The following is a 21968-nucleotide window of genomic DNA, read 5'->3' on the forward strand; positions in this document are numbered from 1 at the left end:
CCAGGGGGTCAGTTTTACCTCGGCGCCAGGGGTCAGTATTACTTCGGCGCTGACACATAGCAGCGAGCGGTGGACCTGCGCGCCTGCCATGGCGCCGCCGCCCACGGCCAGCGATACCGAATGAGGTGCCCGCGCCACGTCGCCGCAGGCAAATATCCCCGCTACCGAGGTCTTGCTCTCGGCATCGGTGCGCACCTGGATGCCCATGGGCGTTTCCTCCAGCGCGCAGCCCAGGGCTTCGACCAGGGGACTGGAAGGAGAAGTGCGTGTCGCCGTGAACAGGCCAGCAAAGCGCAACCGCCGTCCGTCGGCCATCGCTACATCGGCATGTCCTTCGATCTTGTCGATGGATGCTTCCTCGATCGTCACGCCCCGGTGGCCCAAGGTGGACCTGGCTTCCTGGCTCAGTTCCACGGCACCATTGACGAGCAAGGTCACATCGCCCCAATCGGTGAGCAGTTCGGCCTGATGGATGGACATCGGGCTGTTGCCGACGATGCCGATAGGGCCCTGGTCGAGCTCGTAGCCGTGGCAGTACGGGCAATGGAATACCGACTTGCCCCAGCGCTCGGCGAGGCCTTCGACAGCAGGAAGCTGGTCAGCCACGCCGGTGGCCAGCAGGATGCGGCGAGCGCGGTGCGAGCCGCCATCGGATGCTGTGACCGTGAATTCGTCCACCTGTCCTGTTACGGCTTCGACCTGACTTTCAAGCCAGGTCAGCGTCGGATAGGCTTCGAGCTGGCGGCGCGCGTTCGCCGCGATGTCGCCCGGGGGGACGCCATCCTGGCACAGAAAACCGTGCGAATGGCTGGCGAAGCGATTACGCCGCTCGCCCGCATCGATCACCAGAACGGACCGGCGCGCCCGCACCAATTGCAGGGCTGCGGCCATTCCCGCATAGCTCCCGCCGATAACGATGACGTCGTACTGCATGGTCAACTCCCTCTGCGTCGTGCCGCCGCATGCCTGCGCGCAAAGTCGGCAGCCAGATCGGCCAGGGTTATTTCCGAAAACCGCTTGAGCAATAGCGCCTCGGCCTCGGCAAACGTGCCTTCCAGCGCGGCATTCACCGATTGCTCGACCAGACACTCCGGCGCTTCGTTACGGTTGCCGATGGCAAACATGGCAGGTTCGCCCAGCGCTTCGTGCAACTGGCGCAGGGTGACGGCGCGCAGGTCGGCATGGATGCGCCATCCACCGGCGTGGCCCCGATCTGAAGTCACGATGCCTGCTTCTCGCAGATACCCCATGGTGCGCCGCACGACGACCGGGTTGGTGCCCAGGCATCGCGCCAGGATTTCGGAAGTGACGGGTCCATCCTGTCCGGCCATGTGCAGCAGCGCATGCAGGACGGAAGACAGGCGGCTATCGCGTTTCATGTAACTAATGATGTTACTTATTGAGGCGCGTGTCAAGAGCGGTCTGGAATATGAACCCTGTCTAGTCTCTGTCAAGGCCGGCGCGCGTGCGGCGCACACGGCACATCGTGGGCAAAAGAAGAAGTCTTTGAACCTCTTGGCGCTGCTGCGCCAGGCCCAGGAACGAAAAGTCCGGCAACAAAGAAAAACGGACCAGATGAGCGAACATCTGATCCGTTTAAGTGCTTGATATTGCCAAGCAAATTCTGGCGCGCCCGGCAGGATTCGAACCCACGACCCCTTGGTTCGTAGCCAAGTACTCTATCCAACTGAGCTACGGGCGCTGCAAAGAAGTGAAATTATAGCAGTAATTTTAAAACGCGTGCAAACAGGCCCCAGAACCTTACTCAACTTTCCGCCCCGGGCCTCCGACCCGCCTGCGCCTGCGCCTGGACGGTTTCTCCGGCAAGCGCTTGCCGAACTGCTCCCCCAGCATCCTCACCATCTCGGTCGCCGCCAGCGACAGCGGACCGTCCCGCCGGGTGATCAGGCCGATGGTGCGCTTGATGGCCGGCTGCACGATCGGTTTCTGCACCAGTCCTTCCGATCGCAGCACCTTGGCCGCCAGCAGAGGCAGCGCGGCCACTCCCAGTCCCTGGGCCACCATCGCGGCGGTGGTTGCGAGATGGTTCACCTCGTAGCGCGGCATGAACTGCACCCCCATCCGCAGCGCCGTCGCATGGACGTGCTGCCGCATGCTGACGGTCATGTTGGAGGAGATGTGCGGCCACGGGAGGATGGAGGCGAATTTCAGCTCCGGCGGGCCGGAGGCGAGCGGATGCCCCACCGGCATGATGAGCACGAAGGGGTCGACCGCCAGCGGGGTGTAGTCCACGTCGTCGCTGAGCGGATTGACGCCCACCAGCGCGAAATCGACCCGCTTCTGGCGGACCAGCTCGAGTTCATGTTCCGACATGGCCTCCGTCAGCGACAGGTGCACGCCCGGATAGCGCTGGCTGTAGGACATGAACAGCGACGGCACGATGCTCGCCGCAATCGAAGGCAGCGCCGCCACCGCGACGCTGCCCTGGCGCAGGAGGACGACGTCGCGCACGGCCGCGGCGGTGCGGTCCACCTGCGACACCAGTTCTTCCGCATGCGAGCGCAAGACTTCGCCGGCTGCCGTCAACGCCACGCTGCGCGTGGTGCGCTCGAACAGCCGGGCGTCGAGATCGTGCTCCAGCCGGGCGATCAGCGCCGACAGCGCGGACTGCGACAAATGCACTTGCTGCGCCGTCTGGCTGAAGCTCAAGGTCTTGGCCAGCGTGAGGAAAACGGCCAGGTCGCGGGACGATAAATTTATCTTCATGGTAGATAAGTTTATCCAAATATATTGATTCACAGATTAAATGGGGGAACTCAGAATGCGCTCGTTTACGGCCAGGGACGCGCGAAAAGGAATGGCAGACGAGACGTTGAAGGAAACCGCCAAGGCGCCGCTGAAACGGCCCGCGGATACCCGTGTGCTGGTGATCGGCGCCGGCACGATGGGCAGCGGCATCGCCGAAGTGTTCGGCCGGGCAGGGTGCGAGACCACGATCGTCGAACCGGATCCCGCCCGCCGTCAGGCCGCGCTGGCCAGGCTGGAGCAGATCGGCGCGCGCTGCAAGGCGGCGCCGGCGCCGGAGGAGGCGGACCTGCCCGCCATCGACCTGGCAGTCGAATGCGCGCCCGAGCGCCTCGCCCTCAAGCAGGCCCTGTTCGGCCAACTGGCTCGGCGGCTGCGGCCCGACGCGCTGTTGTGCAGCAACAGTTCCAGCTTTCCCATTTCCGACATCGCCCAGGGCTTGCCGGGCCCGGAACGGATGCTGGGCCTGCATTTCTTCATGCCCGCCCCGCGGATCCCGCTGGTCGAGGTGGTGCTGGGCGCCGGTTCGAGCCCGGCGCTGGGCGAGGCGCTATGCGATTTCATGCGGGACTGCGGCATGGTGCCCGTGCTGGTGCGCAAAGACCTGCCCGGCTTCCTGGCCAATCGCCTGCAGCATGCCTTGGCGCGCGAAGCGTTCGCGCTGGTGGACGCGGGCATCGTGTCGCCGGAAGACGTCGACGCGGCGGTGCGCTTCGGCTTCGGCATGCGTTTCCTGGCCGCCGGCCCGATGCTGCAGCGCGATCACAACGGGCTGGACGTGCATCACGCGGCCGCCGCGTCCATCTATCCCTCGCTGGCGAACGATACGCAACCCGGCCCGATGCTCTCGGCGCTGGCCGCGGCGGGCAAGTTCGGACTCAAATCCGGCGCGGGCATCTACGACTGGCAGGGCGGCAAGGCCGCCGCCGAGCGTCGCCGCTACGACCAGGCGCTCGAGGCCGCCCTGGCGCAGCTGGCGCGCGACCTGCCGCCGCGGCAGGCCGGGCAGGATTGAACGACAACCAAGGAGACCCACGATGTCATTGAAGCAGAAGTTGCCCGCCGGCGGCCAACGGCGATTGCTGCAAGCGCCCGGCGTTTACGATGGCCTGTCGGCGCGGGTGGCCGCTCAATATCCCTTCGAGGCCCTGTACGTGACCGGGTACGGCGTATCGGCCAGCCTGGGCCTGCCCGACGCGGGCCTGGCGACCTATACCGAAATGGTTCAGCGCATTCAGGTCATCTCCGACGTCTGCGACATTCCGTTGGTCTGCGACGCGGACACCGGCTACGGCGGCGTGGCCAACGTGCGGCGCACCGTCCAAGGCTACGAGCGGGCCGGCGCCGCCGCGATCCAGATCGAAGACCAGGACAGCCCCAAGAAATGCGGCCATACCGACGGCCGCCGAGTGGTGCCGATCAAGGAAATGGAGATCCGCATCCGGGTGGCGCTGGATGCTCGCCGCAGCGACGAGACGCTGATCATCGCCCGTACCGACGCCCGCTCGGATCGCGGACTGGACGAGGCGATCGAACGGGCCAACCGGTATCGCGAGGCAGGGGCCGACCTGCTGTTCGTCGAGTCGCCCGAAAGCGAGGCCGAACTGGCCGCCATCGGCCGCCAGGTGCGCGGGCCGCTGGTCGCCAACATGGTGGTGCAGGGCAAGACGCCGCTGGTTCCCGCCTCGCGGCTGGAGGCCATGGGCTTCGCGCTGGCCATCTATCCGAGCATCAGCTTCCGCACCGTGGCCGGCGCGCTAGACAAGGCGTACCGGTTCCTGCACCAGGATCCCGAAGGCGTCGCTTTTCCCGTCGATTTCTTCGGCCAGGACGCGCCGCCGGGAGCCATGCACAGGCTGATGGGATTCCCCCAGGTGTGGGAACTCGAACGGCGTTTCGCGCAGGGCGGAACCTGAACGGCCGGCGTCATGCCGCCGGATGTCTTTCATTCAAAAACAAGGAGCGAGACTCATGTCTTTCAAGCGGACTCTCGGCCGGTGCCTGTGCGCGGCCGTTTCGGCATTCGCCGTTTGTTCGATGACCGCCGCCGCGGCCCATGCCGCCTACCCGGATCGTCCGATCCGGCTGGTCGTGCCGTTCGGCGCCGGCACCTCGCCCGACGCGGTGGCGCGGGTGATCGAACGGGGGCTGGCCGACCGGGTCGGCGTGCCGATCGTGATCGAGAACCGGGCCGGCGCAGCCGGCAACATCGGCATCGAGTACGTGGCCCGCACCCCGGCCGACGGCTACACGCTGCTGCTGGCCGGTTCCAACATCGCGGTCGCCAACAGCATCTATCGCAACCTGCGTTTCGACGCCAGGCGCGATTTCGCGCCGGTCGGGATGATCGGCTCGGTGCCCAGCGTGCTGGTGGTCGCGGCCAATTCGAAGCTGCGTTCGGTGGCCGACCTGGCCGCCTATGCCAAGGCCAATCCCGGCAAGGTGACCTTCGCCTCGTCGGGGATCGGCACCACCTCGCACCTGGCCGGCGAGCTGTTCAACCGCGTGGCGGGGGTGCAGATGGTGCACGTGCCGTATCCCGCGGCCGGACGCGCGATGATGGACATCGTGGCCGGCCGGGTGGACGTCCTGTTCGACAATCTGCCGGCCTCGGTGGCCCAGTTGAAGGGCGGCACCACGCGGGCGCTGGGGGTGGCCAGCATGGAGCGCAATCCCGCCATCCCCGACGTCCCCACCATCGACGAACTCGGCTATCGCGACTTCACCGTCGCCCCCTGGTACAGCGTGATGGCGCCGGCCGGCACGCCGCCCGAGGTGATCGACTTCCTGAACGCGCGCCTGCGCGCGGTCGTGGCCGATCCGCAATACCGCAGCCGGCTCGAAGACCTCGGCCTGAAGGTCCTGCCCGGCAGCCCGGAAGAGATGCGCCGGTTCGTCGATGCCGAGATCGTCAAATGGGGCGACCTGGTCCGCGCCGTGGGCATCCACGCCGATTGACGACGCGGCGCGCGGCCACGCTTTCTTCCCTATGCATAGGACACCCGAAATGAATCAACCGATACACAGCGCCCGCCGCGGCCATGCCTTGGTGCTGTCGCTGGCCCGGCCGGACCGGCGCAACCGCTTCGACACCGAAACCTTGAGGCAGCTGGCCGGCGAGATCGAAGCCGCCGCCGCGGACGCGTCCATCCGCGCGGTGGTGCTGAGCGGCAGCGGCGAGACCTTCTGCTGCGGCGGCGACGTCGGCGCCACGCCGGCGCAGCGCCAGGCCTTCGGCCCCGCCTTCATCGATGCGGTGACCGCCCTCGGGCATTGCGCCGTGCCGGTGCTGGCCGCCGTCAACGGCGCCTGCTCGGCCGGCGGCATGACGCTGCTGGAGGCGGCCGATTTCGCGATCGCCGCCGACGACGCGTCTTTCGGCTATCCGGAAATCCTTGCCGGGGCCTTTCCGCTGCTGGCTCTGGTGACGGCGCCGGCCCACATGCCCAAGAAGCTGTTTTTCGATCTCGCCTACGGCGGCCATTCCTTGACGGCGCACGAGGCGATGGCGGCCGGCCTGGTCAACCGGGTGGTCGGCGCCGATGCGCTGTGGGACGAGATCGACCGCTACGTGGACGCGCTCGCGCAGCGGCGCGCCGCCGCCATCGCTCGCGGCCGGCGCCTGTACTACGCCGCCGTGGCGCCGGTCCGGCGCGAGGCGCTGGCGGCCGCTGCCGCCGCGCTGGTGGAGGCGGCGCCGATCAAGGCCGCCGGCTGACGCCGGCACGCGGATTCACCCCATGCCGCGCGAGGCGCGGCAAACCGAACGAAGGGAAGGCAATATGTCGTCGTTGAATACCGATACCCCCGCGGCATGGGTCGCGAGCGACCTCCAGGCCGACAAGGGCTGGATCTACCGGCTGGCGCCGGATGAGCAGGCGGGCCTGCTGGACGCCGTCCGCCGCGCGAGGGTGGCAGGCAAGCCGCTCATCGCCTACGGCCGCGCCGATTTCGCGCTGGATCGCTGGCTGGGCACGCTGCGCGCCGCGTTCGGGCAGGCGCGCGGCGGCCGCGGGCTGGCGTTGGTCAAGGGGTTGCCGCGGCAGGGCGTCAGCGCCGCCGAATTCGAGCTGCTGACCTGGGCGATCGGCCTGCACATGGGTGTGGCGCGGCCACAGGGCAAGGCCAGCCAATACCTGTCGACCGTCAAGAACGCGGGCGGCGACTACCGCACGGCCACGGGGCGCGGCTATTCGTCCAACGCCGAGCTGGATTTCCACACCGACGGCGCCGACGTGGTGGTGCTGAGCTGCTACAACGCGGCGCGTTCGGGCGGGGTCAGCATGTGCACGAGTTCGGTGACCGCGTTCCGCACCATCGAACAGGAGCGTCCCGACCTGGCCGCGATCCTGCTCCAGCCGCTGGCCTTCAGCCGGCAGGGCGAGGAGGCGCCGGGCGAGCCGCCGTTCGTGACCTATCCGGTGTTCGGGATCGAAGACGGCCTGGTGTTCGGCAAATGGGTTCGCAATCGTTTCGAGAATGCGGCCCGGATGCCGGAGGCGCCATCGCCGACGGCGCAGCAGCGCGCAGCCGTCGATTTCCTGGACGAGGTCGTTCGGCGCAAGCCGTTGATGTTTTCGATGACCCTGGAACCGGGCGACGTGCAGATCCTCAACACCCACGTTACGCTGCATTCGCGCACGCAGTTCGAGGACTTCGAGGAAGACGAGCGCAAGCGGCTGCTCTACCGGCTCTGGCTGTCGACGCCGGACGCGCCGCGGCTGCCGCAGGGATGGCGGCAGCCCTATGGCAGCGTGGAGCCGGGCGTGGTTCGCGGCGGCAGCAAAGGGCACCAGTACGATGACGCCTGCCGCGCGTTCGATCGCCGGCAGGCCGAGGCGATGGGCATGCGGCTGCCGGCATAGGCGGCCGGGGCGCCGCCGCGCCGCCATGACGCATCCCGCGCGCCGGGTTAGACTGCTGGGTTTCAGCCAGCCCCGCCCATCCCGGCGCCATGAATGCCTCTTTCCCGATCCGCAAGGAATGCCCGCCGGGCGCCTGCGTATGCGACCGCGACCGTCTGCTGGAGAATCCCCAGGCCGACCTGCGCGTGCTGCGCCTGACCCGGGAAGAGGAAAAGCGCCTGGTCGAGCGCCTGGAGTGCATGGCGACCTTCGACGACCTGCTGCGCATGCAGGCCCGCATGCACGAATTGCTGGGAATCTCGCTGCGGGTGGTGCCGCGTGCGCATGAGGTGCGCACCGTACGGGGGCTCGATATCGAACTGGAAGAGCGCCCCGGCCTGTGCAGGAAGACCCGGCAGGCCATCCCCGCCGCCATTCGCCGGTGCCTGGAGCGCAATCCGGACATCGTCTACGCCATTCTGAACGCCCACGATCTGTTCGGACGTCCCTGAAACGGCTCTCAGGCCAGCACTTTCTTCAGCGCGGGATGGCGCGCCATGGCGGGCGAACGGCCGAACACGCCGTCCAGCCCGTAGAACTGCCCGGCGCCCTTGACCGCCAAGTAAATCAGCACGACCGCATAGACCACGTGGTAGTCGACGATGAAGTTGTTCTCGTCGCTGATGTAGGGAAAATCCATGTGCGCCATCCAGTACAGCATCAGGATGGCGGCGCCGCAGGGCGCGCTCAGGCGCACCAGCAGGCCGGTCAGCAGCGACAGGCCGATGGCCAGGTGGCCGTAGGCGACCAGGAAGCTGATTGCCGGCGCGGCCGAGCCGGTGAAGATCGAGAACAGTCCGTGGAAGGTCTTGGTGTGGCTCAGGAAGCCGACCACGCTGAAGGCCGGGTCGAATACCTGGTGGGAGGCGGCATACAGAAAAGTCCACGCCAGCAGCAGCCGCAGTGCGAGCAGGAATTTCTTGTCGAGGTCGGACGTCATGGCATTCACCTTGGGTGGGCAACGGGATGGCCACATTAGGCGCCCTGCGGCGTCCGCCGATGTTGACCTGCGTCAATCCGCCGCGGTCCGGCCGGCCGATCGCGCCGGCCTCAGAGCATGACCGGTTCGTCGGCCAGCCGGTTGCCGGCATCGGGCGCTTGGTTGGCCAGGCGGCCGCGCAATTCGCCTTCGATCGCGTGGACGGCCGCCAGCAGGCCGTCGAGATAGGCGCCGGCGCGCAGCCGGGCCTGCAGGTCGGCGCAGATGCGCTGCCAGTCCGCATCGGGCACGGGAACGCCGCGGTCGGCGATCAGTTCGATGCGCCGGTCGCCCAGCGCCAGGTAGAGCAGCACGCCGCTGCGCGCGGGCGTATCCCAGACGCGGTGGCGGCCGAAGACCTCCAGCGCGCGTTCGCGGCCGCCGGCGGCGCCGGGCGGCAGGCGGGTTTCGATGGCGACCACCAGTTCGCCCACGTGGCCGGCCTCGGCCTCGCGGATGGCCTGGGCCAGCCGGGCCAGCGCGCCGCGATCGAAATGGCGCCAGCGTATCCAGTGGCCGGCCACGGCGGTCAGGCCGCAGGCCGCCGAGAGCCTACCAGCGCCCGGACGCACCGCCGCCTCCGCTGCTGCCCCCGCCGCCGGAGAATCCCCCGCCGCCACCGCCGAATCCGCCGCCCCCGAATCCGCCTCCGCCGAACCCTCCGCCGCCGCAGCCGCCGCCGTCCCACGGGCCGCGCCGCGAGGCGGTGCGCACGCCGGCGCCGCCGCGCGCGCGGCGGGCGGCCGTGGCCACGCCGGCCACCATCAGCGCGATGGCGCCGACGACGGCGGTGGTCAGCAGCGAACCGCTGATCAAGAAGGCCGCGCCGGCGGCCAGCACCGCGGCCAGCAGGGGCGGCATCACGAAGGCCAGGAACAGCAGCAGGGGAATGAACTGGTACGACATGCCATGGCGTTCGCCGTCGCCGCGGACCTGCGCCGGCGGCGGCAGCGGCTCGCCCTCGACCAGCCGCGCCAGGCTGTCGACCCCGGCCTCGATACCGCCGGCGAAATCACCCTGCGCGAAGCGCGGCGTGATCTGCTCGCGGATGATGCGCGCGGACTGCGCGTCGGTGACGGCGCCTTCCAGCCCGTAGCCCACTTCGATGCGCAGCGTGCGATCGTTCTTCGCCACCACCAGCAGGATGCCATCGTCGACGTTCTTGCGGCCGAGCTTCCACGATTCGAACAGGCGCACCGCGTATTGCTCGATCGGTTCGCCGTCGGTGGAGGGCAGCATCAGCACCGCGATCTGCGCGCCCTTGTCCTGTTCCAGCTTTTGCAGGCGCGCTTCCAGCTTGTCGATCGTGGCGCGGTCCAGCGTCGCAGTGAGGTCGGTCACGCGCCGCTGCAGGGCGGGCAGCGGCGCGCTGCCGGGCGTGGCCGGCGAGGCGGCAGGCGCGGCGGCGGACAGCGATTGCGCCGCGGGCACGCCGCCGGCATCGCCGGCCGCCCACGCCGTCCCGCCGGCCAAGGCCATGGCGATCACCAGCGGCGCAGCAATGCGGCGGCCCAGCCGCGCAAGGCGTTCCGTCATTGCGGCCGCGCCGGCTGCGGCGTGCCGCCGCCGAAGTCCACCGTGGGCGGCCTCGAGATGGCCGCCTCGTTCTCGACGCTGAAGTTGGCCTTGGGCGCGTAGCCCAGCACCTTGGCGGTGATCACGGCCGGGAACTGGCGTACCAGCACGTTGTACTGTTGCACCGCCTGTACATAGCGATTGCGCGCCACCGCGATGCGGTTCTCGGTGCCTTCGAGCTGCGCCTGCAGATCGCGGAACAGGCCGTCGGCCTTGAGCTGCGGATAGTTCTCGGCCACCACCAGCAGCCGCGACAGCGCCGAGCTGAGCTCGCCCTGGGCCTGCTGGAAGCGCTGCATCTGCTGCGGGTCGTCCAACTGATCGGCGGTCAGGGTGACGCTGCCTACCCGCGAACGCGCCTCGGTCACCCGCGTCAGCACTTCGCTTTCGTGGGAGGCATAGCCTTTGACGGTATTGACCAGATTGGGCACCAGGTCGGCGCGCCGCTGGTACTGGTTCAGTACTTCGGACCAGGCGGCATTGACCTGTTCGTCGGCGGCCTGGATGGCGTTGTAGCCGCAGCCCGAGAGCAGGGCGGCGCAGGCAAGGGCGAAAAGGGAAGCGAGCAGTCGTTTCATCGGGATGGTGGTTCCGGATGCGGAAGCCCGATTACAGCAGGGTTTGAAGCTTGCGCCAAACCCGCTTGCGGGCGGTTCATCTGATATGGTGTTTTTTGCCGGATTTGCATCTGTTTCAGTACAGATCGGGCGTCTAGAATCGTCGCCGTGCCACAATTCTCCCTTCCGGCTTCCGGGTTTCCATTCTACGGCGCTCGCTGCGCCATCCAGTCCATGCCACCTATCCGCACCCTTTGCCTGTCCGGCGCGTTGCTGGCCACGGCGCTGGCGCTGCAGCCCGCAGCGGCCCAGCCCGCGCCGGCGCCGTCGCTGCAGCCGGGCACCATGGCCGCCCGGCTTGCCGCCTGTACCGCCTGTCACGGCGACCACGGCCGCTCGGCGCCCGACGGCTACTATCCCCGCATCGCCGGCAAGCCGGCCGAATACCTGTACAACCAGCTCGTCGGCTTCCGCGACGGCCGGCGCAATTACCGGCCGATGAATCTGCTGCTGGAGAACATGCCGGACGAGTACCTGCGCCAGATCGCCGCGTGGTTCTCCGACCAGCACCCGCCCTACGAGGCGCCACGCCCGGCGCGCGTGTCGCCGGCGGAGCTGGAGCGCGGCCGCACGCTGGTGACCGCCGGCGATCCGGCCCGCAAGCTGCCGGCCTGCACGGCCTGCCACGGCAGCGCGATGACCGGCACCTTGCCCGCCATCCCGGGCCTGCTGGGAGTGCCGCACGACTACATCACCGCGCAGTTCGGCGCCTTCGCCTCGGGCCTGCGCAAGGCGATCGAACCCGATTGCATGGCCGACATCGCGCGCCGCATGAGCCCGGAAGACATCAGCGCGGTCGCGGCCTTCCTGTCGTCGCAAACCGTCCAGGGCCAGGGCGAGCCCGCGCCCGCATCGGCCGGGCCGCTGCCGCTGGCCTGCGGCAGCCAGCCCGCAGGAGGTGCGCGATGAGAACCTTCGCGCGCATCGTCCTCGGCCTGGTCGTATTGCTGGTGGCGGCCGCCAGCGCCATGCTGTGGCTGGGCTACCGCGATCGTCCCGCGCCCGCCGCCGCGAATGCCGCCCAGGCTGCGCCGGCCGATCCGGCCGCGCTGGTTGAGCAGGGCCGCTACCTGGCCAGCGTCGGCAACTGCATGGGCTGCCACACCGCCACCGGCGGCAAGCCCTTCGCCGGCGGCCGCGCGCTGCCGACGCCGTTCGGCCGCTTCTACGGCCCCAACCTGACGCCCGACGACGAAACCGGCATCGGCCGCTGGAGCGCCGACGACTTCTGGCACGCGCTGCACGACGGCAAGGCGCCCGACGGCTCGCTGCTGTATCCGGCCTTCCCGTACCCGAGCTATACCCGGATGCGCCGCGCCGATGCCGACGCGCTGTACGCCTACCTGCGTTCGTTGCCCGCCGTGCGCCAGCCGAACCGCGCGCACGAGCTGTCGTTCCCCTACGACCAGCGCCCGCTGATCGCCTTCTGGCGCGCGCTGTACTTCCGCGGCGCGCCGGCCGACGGCGCCGGCCGCGGCGACGCGGCATCCGCCCAATGGCTGCGCGGCCAATACCTGGTGGAAGGCTTGGCCCATTGCGCCGAATGCCACACGCCGCGCAACCGCTTGGGCGCGCTCGACGCCTCGGCCGGCCTGACGGGCGCGGTGATCCCGGGCCAGAACTGGTATGCGCCGCCGCTTACCGCCGACGCGGTCACCGGGCTTGGGCAGTGGAGCGAGCAGGACATCGTCGACCTGCTGAAAACCGGCCTGGCCCGGCAGTCGCACGCCTCCGGTCCGATGGCCGAGGCGGTGCACGTAGGCTTCCAGCACGCCAGCGACGCCGACCTGCAGGCGATGGCGGCCTATATCAAATCGGTGCCGGCGGCCGGGCTCGATGCCGCCGCGCAGGGCGGTGCGGCCGGCACCGCGGTGCTGGAGCGCGGCGGGCGCATCTACGGCCAGCAATGCGCGCAGTGCCACCAGGACGACGGCCGCGGCCGCGAGCAGGCCTGGCCGCCCTTGGCCGGCAATATCTCGGTGGTGGCGGCCTCGCCCGTCAACGCGATCCGGATGGTGCTGTCGGGCGGCTTCGCGCCGGTCACGGCCGCCGATCCGCAGCCGCACGGCATGCCGCCTTTCGGCCAGTCGCTGGACGACCAGGACGTGGCCGCCGTCGTCACCTACATCCGCCAGAGCTGGGGCAACCGGGCGCCGGCCGTCGCGCTGCCCGAGGTCCGGCGGGTGCGCGAAACCATCCGCTAGGGTACGGGGCGAGGGCATGAAGCGGTACGAGGCGCTGGCCGACGACCTGGCCGCATCGATCCGCGCCGGCGTGCTGCGCGCGGGCGACCGCCTGCCTTCGGTGCGGCAGGCCAGCACCAGCCGCGGCGTCAGTCCGTCCACGGTGTTCCAGGCCTACTACCTGCTGGAGGCGCGCGGCCTGATCCGCGCGCGCGAGCGCTCCGGCTACTACGTGACCGCGGCCGAGCGGCCGCTGCCGCCCGAGCCCGAAGCGCTGCCGGCCGACGACGCGCCGGGCGAGCCCATCAGCGAGCGCATCTTCTCGGTGCTGGAGTCGTCGATGACGCGCGACGTGGTGCCGCTCGGCTCGGCCTTCCCCAGCCCGCTGCTGTTCCCGCTCGGCCGGCTGGCCAAGGTGATGGCGGCCACCGTGCCGCGCATGGACCCATGGAGCGCGGTCGACGAGCTGAGCCCGGGCAACGCCCGCCTGCGCCGCCAGATCGCGCTGCGCTACCTCGGCGACGGCCTGCACGTGCATGCCGACGAGATCGTGGTCACCAACGGCGCGCTGGAAGCGCTGAACCTGTGCCTGGCGGCAGTCGCCCGGCCGGGCGACGCGGTGGTGGTCGAATCGCCGGCCTTCTACGCCGCGTTGCAATCCATCGAACGCAACGGCATGACGGCGATCCCGGTCCAGACCCATCCACGCGACGGCATCGACCTGGAAGCGCTGGAGCGGGCGGTGGCGCGCCACAGGCCCAAGGCTTGCTGGCTGATGACCAGCTTCCAGAACCCGCTGGGCAGCCTGATGCCGGAAGCGAAAAAGCGGCAGCTGGTGGAGCTGCTGGCGCGGCACGAGGTGGCGCTGATCGAGGACGACGTCTATGGCGAGCTGTACTTCGGCAGCCGCCGGCCAGCGCCCGCCAAGGCCTACGACACCAAGGGCCTGGTGATGCATTGCTCGTCGTTCTCGAAATGCCTGGCGCCCGGCTACCGGATCGGCTGGGCGGCGCCGGGCCGGTATGCCAAGGCGGTGGCGCGGCTCAAGCTGACGACCACGCTGGCGGCCTCGGCGCCGGCCCAGGCCACGCTGGTGGCCTACCTGGAAAAAGGCGGCTACGACAAGCACCTGCGCCAGCTGCGCCAGACCCTGGCGGCCGCGCAGAACGAGATGATGCAGGCCATCGCGCGCTACTTCCCGGCGGGCACGCGCGCCACCCGGCCGCTGGGCGGCTACTTTCTCTGGGTCGAGCTGCCGGAGGAGGTGGATGCGCTGGCCATCCATCGGCTGGCGCTGTCGCACGGCATCAGCGTGGCGCCGGGGCCGATTTTCTCGGCCCACGCCAGGGTGGCGAACTGCCTGCGCCTGAACTACGGCCACGGCTGGGACACCCGGATCGAGAACGCGGTCCGTACGCTCGGCCGGCTGGCAGGCGCTTGAGGGCAGGGCCCCCGTCAGCGGGGTGCATCCAGCGCGGTGCGGAAAGCGGCGGCGTTGCGCATGCCCTGGTCTTCGAAATTGGTGTTGAACAGCACGTGGATGCTGGCCACGGCGCGCGCCAGCCGCCGCACCTGGGCCGCCAGCTCGTCCAGCTCGGCCGGCGTGTATTCGTAGACGAAGCGTCCCGACGAGGCGGCCGCCGGGCGGTTCCAGGCCTCCAGGTTGCGTCCGTGCAGCCTGACCACGGCCAGGTCGGGGCGGGTGGCGGCCCAGACGGCCGGCACCGTGTTGGCCGGCCCCTGCGGGCAATCGACCACCACGTGGACGGCGTTCAGTTCGCGCAGCAGGGCGAGCGTGGCGTCGGCCTGCGGCCCGGCGAACCAGCTCGCATGGCGGAATTCGACCGCCATCGTATGCTCGCGCATGGCGCGCGCGGCGTCGTCGAGCAGCATCCGGCCGCGGCCCGGCCGCACGCCGGGGGCGTACTGGAAATGCACCGCGCCCAGCTTGCCCGCCATCCGCAGCGGCTCGAGCGCCAGCTCGAAGCGCCGCCAAAGCTCGCCGCGCAGTTCGGCCGGCACGTCGGGCCAGTAGAGGGCCGGCCCCGCCGCGCCGGCGCCCAGCGCGCGGCGGATGTCGGCTGGCAGCGCGGCCGGCGGCGTGGCGTGGCCGGTGAACAGCCGGAAGGCCTTGACGTTGAAGAGGAAGCCCGGCGGCGTGGACCGGGCCCAGTGGTAGGCGACGTGCGGATCGGGCAAGGCATAGTGGCTGCTGTCGACCTCCACCATCGGAAAGCGCGACGCGTAGAAGCGTAGCCGGTCGCGCGCGCCCGAGACCCCGGGCGGGTAGAAGCGGCCACAGGCCAGCAGGGTCTTGTCCGTCCAGGACGCGGTGCCGACGCGGATCGACATGGGGCAGGCGGGAGAGTCGTTCTATACTGTACGCGCATACAGTAGCATATCCCTCGTCCGCATCCCATGTCCGACCCGTCCGCTTCGCCTGCCCGCGCCGACTACCTGGCCGACCTCAACCCGTCCCAGCGCGAGGCGGTGGAACATGGCGTGGGCGAGGGCGGCCGGCCGGGCGGGCCGCTGCTGGTCATCGCCGGCGCCGGCTCGGGCAAGACCAATACCCTGGCGCACCGCGTCGCCCACCTGGTGCTGAAGGGGGCCGACCCGCAGCGCATCATGCTGCTGACGTTCTCGCGCCGCGCCGCCGCCGAAATGGAGCGCCGCGTGGGCCGCGTGCTGCAGAAGGTGCTGGCGCTCGGCACGAGCCATCCGCCCACGTTGCCGTGGACGGGCACCTTCCACGGCATCGGCGCCCGGCTGCTGCGCGAGCACGGCGACCGCATCGGCCTGGCCGAGGATTTCACCATCCACGACCGCGGCGATTCGGAAGACCTGATGGGCATCGTGCGGCACGAGCTCGGGCTGTCGTCCACCGAATCGCGCTTTCCGCTCAAGAGCACCTGCCTGGCGATCTATTCGCGCGTGGTCAACGGTTGCCAGCCGCTCGACCAGGTGCTGCGCGCGGCCTTCCCGTGGTGCGCCGCCTGGGAGGCCCAATTGAAGCGGCTGTTCGGCGCCTACGTGGCGGCCAAGCAGGCACAGCACCTGCTGGATTACGACGACCTGCTGCTGTACTGGGAAGGCATGCTGCGCGACCCGGCGCTGGCCGCCGAGCTGGGCGCGCGCTTCGACCACGTGCTGGTCGACGAATACCAGGACACCAACCGCTTGCAGGCGGCCATCCTGCTGGGCATGAAGCCGGACGGCAGCGGCCTGACGGTGGTGGGCGACGACGCCCAGTCCATCTATTCCTTCCGCGCCGCCACCGTGCGCAACATCCTCGATTTCCCCGGCCAGTTCCCGAAGCCGGCGCGGGTCGTCACGCTGGAGCGCAATTACCGCTCCACCCAGCCCATCCTCGACGCCTCCAACGCCGTGATCGGCGAATCGGCGGAGCGCTACGCCAAGGAGCTATGGACCGACCGCGAATCGTCGCGCCGGCCGGCGCTGGTCACCGTGTCCGACGAAGCCGGCCAGGCCCGCTGGGTGGCCGACAACGTGCTGCGCAACCGCGAAGAGGGGCTGACGCTGAAATCGCAGGCGGTGCTGTTCCGCAGCGCCAGTCACAGCGCCCCCCTGGAGCTCGAGCTGGCGCGCCGCAACATTCCCTTCGTCAAGTACGGCGGCCTCAAATTCCTGGAAGCCTCGCACATCAAGGATGTGCTGTCCGTGCTGCGCTGGGCGCAGAATCCGCGCGGGCGGCTGGCGGGCTTCCGCGTCGCGCAGCTGGTGCCCGGCATCGGCCCGGCCACCGCGGGCCGCCTGCTGGATGCGATGGCGGCCTGTCCGCGGCCGCTGTCGGCGCTGCTGGAATTCGTGCCGCCGTCGGCGGCGCGCAGCGAATGGGCCGGCCTGGCCGAGGCCTACCGCACGCTGTGCGAGAACGCGCGCTGGCCGGCCGACGTCGAACTGGCCGTGCGCTGGTATCTGCCTCACCTGGAACGCCTGCACGACGACGCTGCCGCGCGCCGCGCCGACCTCGACCAGCTGGCGCGCATCGCCGCCGGCTACGGTTCGCGCGAACAATTCCTGGCCGAACTCACGCTCGACCCGCCAGACGCCACCAGCGCCGAATCCGGCGTGCCGCTGCGCGACGAAGACTACCTGATCCTGTCGACCATCCATTCGGCCAAGGGCCAGGAGTGGAAGGCCGTATACGTGCTCAACGTGGTCGACGGCTGCATTCCGTCCGACATGAGCACCGGCACCGCGGCCGAGATCGAAGAAGAACGCCGCCTCCTGTACGTGGCAATGACCCGCGCGCGCGACCGCCTGCATTTGATCGTGCCCCAGCGCTTCTACGTCCACCAGCAGACCGGCCTGGGCGACCGCCATGTCTACGCCGCCCGCAGCCGCTTCCTGACGGACCGCATCGCCACCCTGTTCGACCGCCTGCCCACGCCCCCGCAGCAAGCAGCCACTCCCGCTCCACATCCGGCCGCCCCCCGGGTAGACGTCGCCGCCCTGCTGCGCAACCTGTGGAAATAAGCCCGGCCCACCCAGCGCGCCGCGGATCCGGCTCCGCCGGTCCGCCAGCGCCGGCCTCTTGAGGGGGAGCAGCCGCAGGCTGCCAGGGGCTGGGTCCAACCACTGGGCTTTGGTATTCTCCGGGTGGACAAAAAGCGCGAGACGACTCGAAACGGCCATGCGACGCCCGCTACGCCAGATTTTTGCGGCCTCGGCCGCGAAATTCGCCTGCATGGCCGTCGGCATCGCGCTGGGGCTGCTGCTGTGCCGCACCGCGGTGCTGTGGCAGGCGCAGCTCGATCTCGGCCGCTACGCCACGCAGCTGCTGCGCCTGGGCGAAGAGGCCGCCGCCGAAACGCAGCGCGTGCTGCGCGAGGCCAACGCCTCGCCGGTGCCGTTCTGCTCCGATGCCGACATCGCCCGGCTGCGCGCACTGGCCTTCCGTTCCCGCTACATCAAGGGCGTCGGCCGCCTGCGCGAAGGCATGCTGGCGTGTTCGGGCACGCTGGGCCGGCTGCCGGCGCCGCTGGCGCTGCCGCCGCCCAGCCTGACCGGCCCGGCCGGCCTGCGGATCCACTCCGGCATTTCCCTGGCCATGGCGCCGCAGTTGCAGGCCACCGTGATCCAGTCCGGCAACGCCAGCGTGGTCATGGGCACGGACATCTACGGCGGCGTGGTGCCTGCGCCGTTCGGCTATACGGTCGCGGTGGCCGACCGCGACGCCGGCCGCATCGTGCGCGGCTGGGGCGACGAGCTCGACCTGCCGGCCTCTGCCGTACTGCAGGGCGGCGCGCTGAACGCCGGCGGATTCCTGTACCGCTCGGCGTGCTCGCCGCAGGTGGCGCTGTGCGCCGTCACGCGGATCTCCGTGGCCGAGGCGCTGGCGCGAGCGCACACCGCGTTCTGGCTGTTCGGCGTGCTCGGCGGCGCGCTGGCCCTGGCGGCGGTACAGCTGGGGGTGATGCTGTGGGGCCGCCAGCAGCCGCTGGAGCGGCGCCTGCGGCGGGCCATCCGGCAGGGCGGGCTGACGGTGGTCTACCAGCCGATCGTCGATCTGCACAGCGGCGCCGCCGTGGGCGCCGAGGCGCTGGTGCGGTGGCGCAATGAGCAGGGGTTGCCGATTTCGGCCGAGGTGTTCGTCAAGGTGGCCGAAGACCGCGGCTTCATCGGCGAAATCACCCGTTTCGTGCTGCGCGACGCGCTTGGGGAGCTGGGCGCCATGCTGCAACGCGTGCCGGGTTTCCGGATCAATGTGAACGTCGCGCCCAGCGACATCACCGAATCGTGGCTGCTGGACGAGCTGCGGCGCAACCTGCGGGCGGCGCGCGTGCCGCCGGGCCAGATCGGGCTGGAACTGACCGAGCGTTCGACGGCGGAGCGCGCGGTGGCGGTCGACGCCATCGCGCGGCTGCGGCAGGCCGGCCACCGCGTCTATATAGACGATTTCGGCACCGGCTACTCCAGCCTGTCGTACCTGAACGAGCTGAACGTCGACGCGCTGAAGATCGACCGCTCCTTCACGCGCACGGTGCGCCCCGGCGCCGAGGCGCCGTCCATCGTGCCGCAGATCGTCGAAATGGCCCGCGCGCTGAACCTGGACGTGGTGGTGGAGGGCATCGAAACCGCGGGTCAGGCCGAGTACTTCCGCGCCATGGGCGGGCAGATCCGCGGCCAGGGCCGCTACTTCGCGCATCCGATGAACGCGCGCGACCTGCTCGCCTGGGTCTATGCGCGGCGGCCGCCAGCCCCGGCGCCCGCCGCGGCTCCCTAGGCCGGCGCCGGGCCGTTCCCAAGCCGGCCGCGTGCCCCAGGGGGACGGCCGTCCGGGCGCCGTTCAGGCGCCTGGGCGGCCAAGGGCATCAAAACACCCACTGGCGGTCGTCCTGCAGGCTGACCGGCGTGCGGCGCAGCGCCGCGCGCCGCGGCAGCCGCAGGCGGAACTCGGTATAGCCGTCGTCGACGCTGTACACCTCCATGTCGCCGGCGTGGCTGCGCACCAGCTCCTTGGCGATGTACAGCCCCAGGCCCAGCCCGCTGTTGGCGTCGCGCCGCGTCTGCCCGGCATGGAAAGGCTGGAACAGGCGGTCGCGGATCTCGGGCGCGATGGTGCCGGCATTGCGCACGCGCACCGCCACCTCGTCGGCCGCGCTGCCATCCACGGCCACCTCCACCGGATGCTCGGGGCTGCCGTGCTGCAGCGCGTTGCCCACCAGGTTGGACATGACCTGCGACAGCCGGTCGCCGTCCCAGGTGCCCGAGGTGTCGCCGGTGGCCTGGACCGTCACGCGGTCCTGCTCGCCCAGCGGCTGGAATTCGTCGACGATGGCCCGGCACAGCGCGGCCAGGTCCAGCGTCGAGGGCGCCAGTTCGAGCCGGCCGCTGCGCATGCGGGCGATGTCGAGCAACTGGTCCACCATGCGCGACATGCGGCCGCTGCTGTTGCGGATCCGCATGGCGGCGGTGTTGACCTTGGCGTCGGTGCTGGTGTGCAGCAGCACCTCGGCGGTATTGATCACCGCCGCCAGCGGGTTGCGCAGGTCGTGCCCGAGCACGGCGATGAACATTTCGTTGGTGCGCAGCAGCTGGGTCATGGCGTCGACCTGCTCGGCCATCTGCAGCTTCTGCTGCTGCAGCTGTACGAACACTTCGATCTTGCTGCGCAGGATGTGCGGATCGAAGGGTTTGTAGAGGAAATCCACCGCGCCCGCCTCGTAGCCGCGGAAGGTGCGGTGGGTGTTGCGGTCGGTGGCGGTCAGGAAGATGATCGGCACGTTGCGGGTGCGCGCGCTGCCGCGCATCAGCTCGGCCAGCTCGAAGCCATCCATGCCGGGCATCTGCACGTCCACCAGAGCCAGCGCCACGTCGTTGTCGAGCAGCAGCTCCAGCGCATGCGAGCCGGAATAGGCCTTGAGCAATTCGATGCCGGGACGCGCCACCAGCGCTTCCAGCGCCACGATGTTCTGCTCGATATCGTCGACAACCAGGATTTTGACGGTGCGGGACATCACGTTCTCCACGGATCCGGCCGGGCCGGCGGGTCTTCGACGGAATGCGGCGCGCGGCCCAGGCGCCGCGCCATGATGGAAAGCGTCAGGATCTCTTGCGCGGCGCCCAGCCCGATGGCGGCGAGCGGCATGATGTCCATGGCGGCCGTGGCCGGGTCCTGAACCCAGGTGCGGCCGCCCGCCTGGCGGATCGCCAGCAGGCCGGCGGCGCCGTCGGGGCTGGCGCCGGTCAGCAGGATGCCCAGCAGCCTGGGGCCGTACGTCCAGGCGGCCGATTCGAACAGCACGTCGATCGACGGGCGGGAAAAATTCACCGCGTCGTCCACCGACAGCGCCAGGGTCCGGTCGGGCTCCACTTGCAGATGATAATCCGGCGGCGCGAAATAGATGCAACCCCCGGCGATCTCCCGCTTGTCGCTGGCTTCCTCGACCCGGACGGCGCAGCGGTCGGCGAACAGCTCGGCCAGCAGGCTGGCGTGGTCTGGCACGATGTGCTGCACGACCAGCACCGGCGGCGCGAAATCGGCCGGCAGCGCCGGCAGCAGCGTGCCCAGGGCTTCGATGCCGCCGGCCGATGCGCCGATCACGACGGCATCGATGCCGAGGGCTGCGGACAAGGGTAGTGGGGCATCGTTCATCATCAGCGCTTCTGGTAGATTTTCTGCGTGGCGACGAAATCATCGAAATCCGCGCTGCACGGCCCGTAGCGCAGGCTTTCCTTGCTACCCAGCCCCAGGAAGCCGCGCCGCACCAACGCATCGCGGAACAGCGTGACGGCACGGTTCTGCAGCGCGTGGTTGAAATAGATCAGCACGTTGCGGCACGACACCAGGTGCACTTCGGAAAACACGCTGTCGGTGGCCAGGCTGTGGTTGGCGAACACCACCTGCTGCTTGAGCGAGCGCGAGAACGACGCCGCGCCGTAGGCCGCATGGTAGTAGTCCGACAACGAGCGCTTGCCGCCGGCCGCGATGTAGTTGCGGCTGAAGCCGGCGATGCGTTCGGCCGGGTAGATGCCGGCCTCGGCGGCGCGCAGCGCCTCCGGGTTGATGTCGGTGGCGTAGAACAGCACGCGGCCCGCCAGCCCTTCCTCTTCCATCACGATCGCCAGCGACCACAGCTCCTCGCCCGAACTGCAGCCGGCCACCCACACCTTGACCGACGGATAGGTGTGCAGGATGGGCACCACCTGTTCGCGCAGCGCCCGGAAGTAGCCGGGATCGCGGAACATCTCGCTCACCTGCACCGTCAGGTATTGCAGCAGCTGCGGGAAGACCTCGGGCTCGTGCAGAACGCGGTCCTGCAGCTGCGACAGCGAACGGCACTTGAATGCCGTCATGGCCTGCGTCAGCCGGCGCCTCAGCGACGACTGCGAGTATTGCCTGAAATCGTGCTGGTACCTGGCGTAGATCGCCTCGAGCAGCAGCCGGAGTTCCAGTTCGAAATCGGGATGTGGCATG

At 69.6% G+C, this 21968-nt stretch carries 22 protein-coding genes and 1 tRNA gene; 11 read left to right on the plus strand and 12 right to left on the minus strand.

Annotation, left to right across the window (positions count from 1 at the left end):
• From ABD927_RS08720 to ABD927_RS08735, 4 genes are all read right to left on the minus strand, one after another.
• Positions 1 to 933 (minus strand): NAD(P)/FAD-dependent oxidoreductase (locus ABD927_RS08720; RefSeq protein ID WP_345248391.1); only part of this gene is annotated, 933 nt, incomplete at its 3' end.
• Between the two features lie 2 nt (positions 934 to 935).
• Positions 936 to 1379, minus strand: coding sequence for an Rrf2 family transcriptional regulator (locus tag ABD927_RS08725; protein ID WP_345248393.1), 444 nt, complete (start codon positions 1377 to 1379; stop codon positions 936 to 938).
• 246 nt (positions 1380 to 1625) lie between these two features.
• Positions 1626 to 1702, minus strand: a tRNA-Arg gene (locus ABD927_RS08730).
• Positions 1703 to 1761: 59 nt separating this feature from the next.
• The gene (locus ABD927_RS08735) at positions 1762 to 2727 is read right to left on the minus strand and encodes a LysR family transcriptional regulator (RefSeq protein ID WP_345248395.1); all 966 of its coding nucleotides are present in this window, start codon (positions 2725 to 2727) and stop codon (positions 1762 to 1764) included.
• 91 nt (positions 2728 to 2818) lie between these two features.
• On the opposite strand from ABD927_RS08735, the gene ABD927_RS08740 reads away from it, so the two are divergent.
• The 6 genes from ABD927_RS08740 to ABD927_RS08765 all read left to right on the plus strand — a co-directional run bounded on the left by ABD927_RS08740 (position 2819) and on the right by ABD927_RS08765 (position 8122).
• Positions 2819 to 3781, plus strand: a complete 963-nt coding sequence (locus ABD927_RS08740; RefSeq protein ID WP_345248397.1) for a 3-hydroxyacyl-CoA dehydrogenase family protein — start codon at positions 2819 to 2821, stop codon at positions 3779 to 3781.
• 22 nt (positions 3782 to 3803) lie between these two features.
• Positions 3804 to 4682 carry an isocitrate lyase/PEP mutase family protein gene (locus ABD927_RS08745; RefSeq protein ID WP_345248399.1) on the plus strand — a complete coding sequence of 293 codons (879 nt, stop codon included), beginning with the start codon at positions 3804 to 3806 and terminating at the stop codon, positions 4680 to 4682.
• Between the two features lie 55 nt (positions 4683 to 4737).
• Positions 4738 to 5724, plus strand: a complete 987-nt coding sequence (locus ABD927_RS08750; protein WP_345248401.1) for a Bug family tripartite tricarboxylate transporter substrate binding protein — start codon at positions 4738 to 4740, stop codon at positions 5722 to 5724.
• Positions 5725 to 5773: 49 nt separating this feature from the next.
• Positions 5774 to 6484: an enoyl-CoA hydratase/isomerase family protein gene (locus ABD927_RS08755; protein WP_345248403.1), complete on the plus strand. Its 711-nt coding sequence runs from the start codon at positions 5774 to 5776 to the stop codon at positions 6482 to 6484.
• Between the two features lie 64 nt (positions 6485 to 6548).
• Positions 6549 to 7631 (plus strand): TauD/TfdA family dioxygenase, encoded by a 1083-nt coding sequence (locus ABD927_RS08760; protein ID WP_345248405.1) that lies wholly within the window; start codon positions 6549 to 6551, stop codon positions 7629 to 7631.
• 89 nt (positions 7632 to 7720) lie between these two features.
• Entirely contained in the window at positions 7721 to 8122 is a 402-nt protein-coding gene (locus ABD927_RS08765; protein ID WP_345248407.1) for a hypothetical protein, read from the plus strand.
• Positions 8123 to 8130: 8 nt separating this feature from the next.
• Here the strand turns inward: ABD927_RS08765 and ABD927_RS08770 are convergent, their stop codons facing one another.
• The 4 genes from ABD927_RS08770 to ABD927_RS08785 all read right to left on the minus strand — a co-directional run bounded on the left by ABD927_RS08770 (position 8131) and on the right by ABD927_RS08785 (position 10802).
• On the minus strand, positions 8131 to 8610 hold the full coding sequence (locus tag ABD927_RS08770; RefSeq protein ID WP_345248409.1) for a DoxX family protein: 480 nt from the start codon (positions 8608 to 8610) through the stop codon (positions 8131 to 8133).
• Positions 8611 to 8720: 110 nt separating this feature from the next.
• Positions 8721 to 9221 carry a TPM domain-containing protein gene (locus ABD927_RS08775; RefSeq protein WP_345248410.1) on the minus strand — a complete coding sequence of 167 codons (501 nt, stop codon included), beginning with the start codon at positions 9219 to 9221 and terminating at the stop codon, positions 8721 to 8723.
• Positions 9202 to 10185, minus strand: a complete 984-nt coding sequence (locus ABD927_RS08780) for a TPM domain-containing protein (RefSeq protein ID WP_345248411.1) — start codon at positions 10183 to 10185, stop codon at positions 9202 to 9204. The genes ABD927_RS08775 and ABD927_RS08780 overlap by 20 nt, the downstream gene beginning before the upstream one ends.
• Positions 10182 to 10802 carry a LemA family protein gene (locus ABD927_RS08785; RefSeq protein ID WP_345248413.1) on the minus strand — a complete coding sequence of 207 codons (621 nt, stop codon included), beginning with the start codon at positions 10800 to 10802 and terminating at the stop codon, positions 10182 to 10184. The genes ABD927_RS08780 and ABD927_RS08785 overlap by 4 nt, the downstream gene beginning before the upstream one ends.
• A gap of 213 nt (positions 10803 to 11015) precedes the next feature.
• Between ABD927_RS08785 and ABD927_RS08790 the strand changes: the two genes are divergently transcribed.
• Genes ABD927_RS08790 through ABD927_RS08800 form a run of 3 tightly spaced genes read left to right on the plus strand, consistent with a single transcriptional unit; the run spans position 11016 to position 14465 of the window.
• On the plus strand, positions 11016 to 11750 hold the full coding sequence (locus ABD927_RS08790) for a c-type cytochrome (RefSeq protein WP_345248415.1): 735 nt from the start codon (positions 11016 to 11018) through the stop codon (positions 11748 to 11750).
• Positions 11747 to 13045 carry a cytochrome c gene (locus ABD927_RS08795; RefSeq protein WP_345248417.1) on the plus strand — a complete coding sequence of 433 codons (1299 nt, stop codon included), beginning with the start codon at positions 11747 to 11749 and terminating at the stop codon, positions 13043 to 13045. Before ABD927_RS08790 ends, ABD927_RS08795 begins: the two co-directional genes overlap by 4 nt.
• Before the next feature lie 16 nt (positions 13046 to 13061).
• Positions 13062 to 14465 carry an aminotransferase-like domain-containing protein gene (locus ABD927_RS08800; RefSeq protein ID WP_345248419.1) on the plus strand — a complete coding sequence of 468 codons (1404 nt, stop codon included), beginning with the start codon at positions 13062 to 13064 and terminating at the stop codon, positions 14463 to 14465.
• A 14-nt stretch (positions 14466 to 14479) separates the two neighbouring features.
• Here the strand turns inward: ABD927_RS08800 and ABD927_RS08805 are convergent, their stop codons facing one another.
• Positions 14480 to 15376: a DUF72 domain-containing protein gene (locus ABD927_RS08805; RefSeq protein WP_345248421.1), complete on the minus strand. Its 897-nt coding sequence runs from the start codon at positions 15374 to 15376 to the stop codon at positions 14480 to 14482.
• Positions 15377 to 15442: 66 nt separating this feature from the next.
• On the opposite strand from ABD927_RS08805, the gene ABD927_RS08810 reads away from it, so the two are divergent.
• Together ABD927_RS08810 and ABD927_RS08815 are read left to right on the plus strand one after the other, a co-directional pair.
• Positions 15443 to 17524: an ATP-dependent helicase gene (locus tag ABD927_RS08810; RefSeq protein WP_345248423.1), complete on the plus strand. Its 2082-nt coding sequence runs from the start codon at positions 15443 to 15445 to the stop codon at positions 17522 to 17524.
• A 157-nt stretch (positions 17525 to 17681) separates the two neighbouring features.
• Positions 17682 to 19274, plus strand: coding sequence for an EAL domain-containing protein (locus ABD927_RS08815; protein WP_345248425.1), 1593 nt, complete (start codon positions 17682 to 17684; stop codon positions 19272 to 19274).
• A gap of 88 nt (positions 19275 to 19362) precedes the next feature.
• Here ABD927_RS08815 and ABD927_RS08820 read toward each other — a convergent pair whose 3' ends face one another.
• The 3 genes from ABD927_RS08820 to ABD927_RS08830 are packed head-to-tail and all read right to left on the minus strand — an operon-like array spanning position 19363 to position 21967.
• Positions 19363 to 20508 carry a hybrid sensor histidine kinase/response regulator gene (locus tag ABD927_RS08820; RefSeq protein WP_345248427.1) on the minus strand — a complete coding sequence of 382 codons (1146 nt, stop codon included), beginning with the start codon at positions 20506 to 20508 and terminating at the stop codon, positions 19363 to 19365.
• Positions 20508 to 21149 carry a chemotaxis protein CheB gene (locus ABD927_RS08825; protein WP_345248429.1) on the minus strand — a complete coding sequence of 214 codons (642 nt, stop codon included), beginning with the start codon at positions 21147 to 21149 and terminating at the stop codon, positions 20508 to 20510. Before ABD927_RS08825 ends, ABD927_RS08820 begins: the two co-directional genes overlap by 1 nt.
• The gene (locus ABD927_RS08830) at positions 21149 to 21967 is read right to left on the minus strand and encodes a CheR family methyltransferase (RefSeq protein ID WP_345248431.1); all 819 of its coding nucleotides are present in this window, start codon (positions 21965 to 21967) and stop codon (positions 21149 to 21151) included. Before ABD927_RS08830 ends, ABD927_RS08825 begins: the two co-directional genes overlap by 1 nt.
• Position 21968: the final 1 nt, after the last annotated feature.

It is taken from the genome of Pigmentiphaga soli (assembly GCF_039541095.1).
In the GTDB taxonomy this organism is placed as follows: domain Bacteria; phylum Pseudomonadota; class Gammaproteobacteria; order Burkholderiales; family Burkholderiaceae_B; genus Pigmentiphaga; species Pigmentiphaga soli.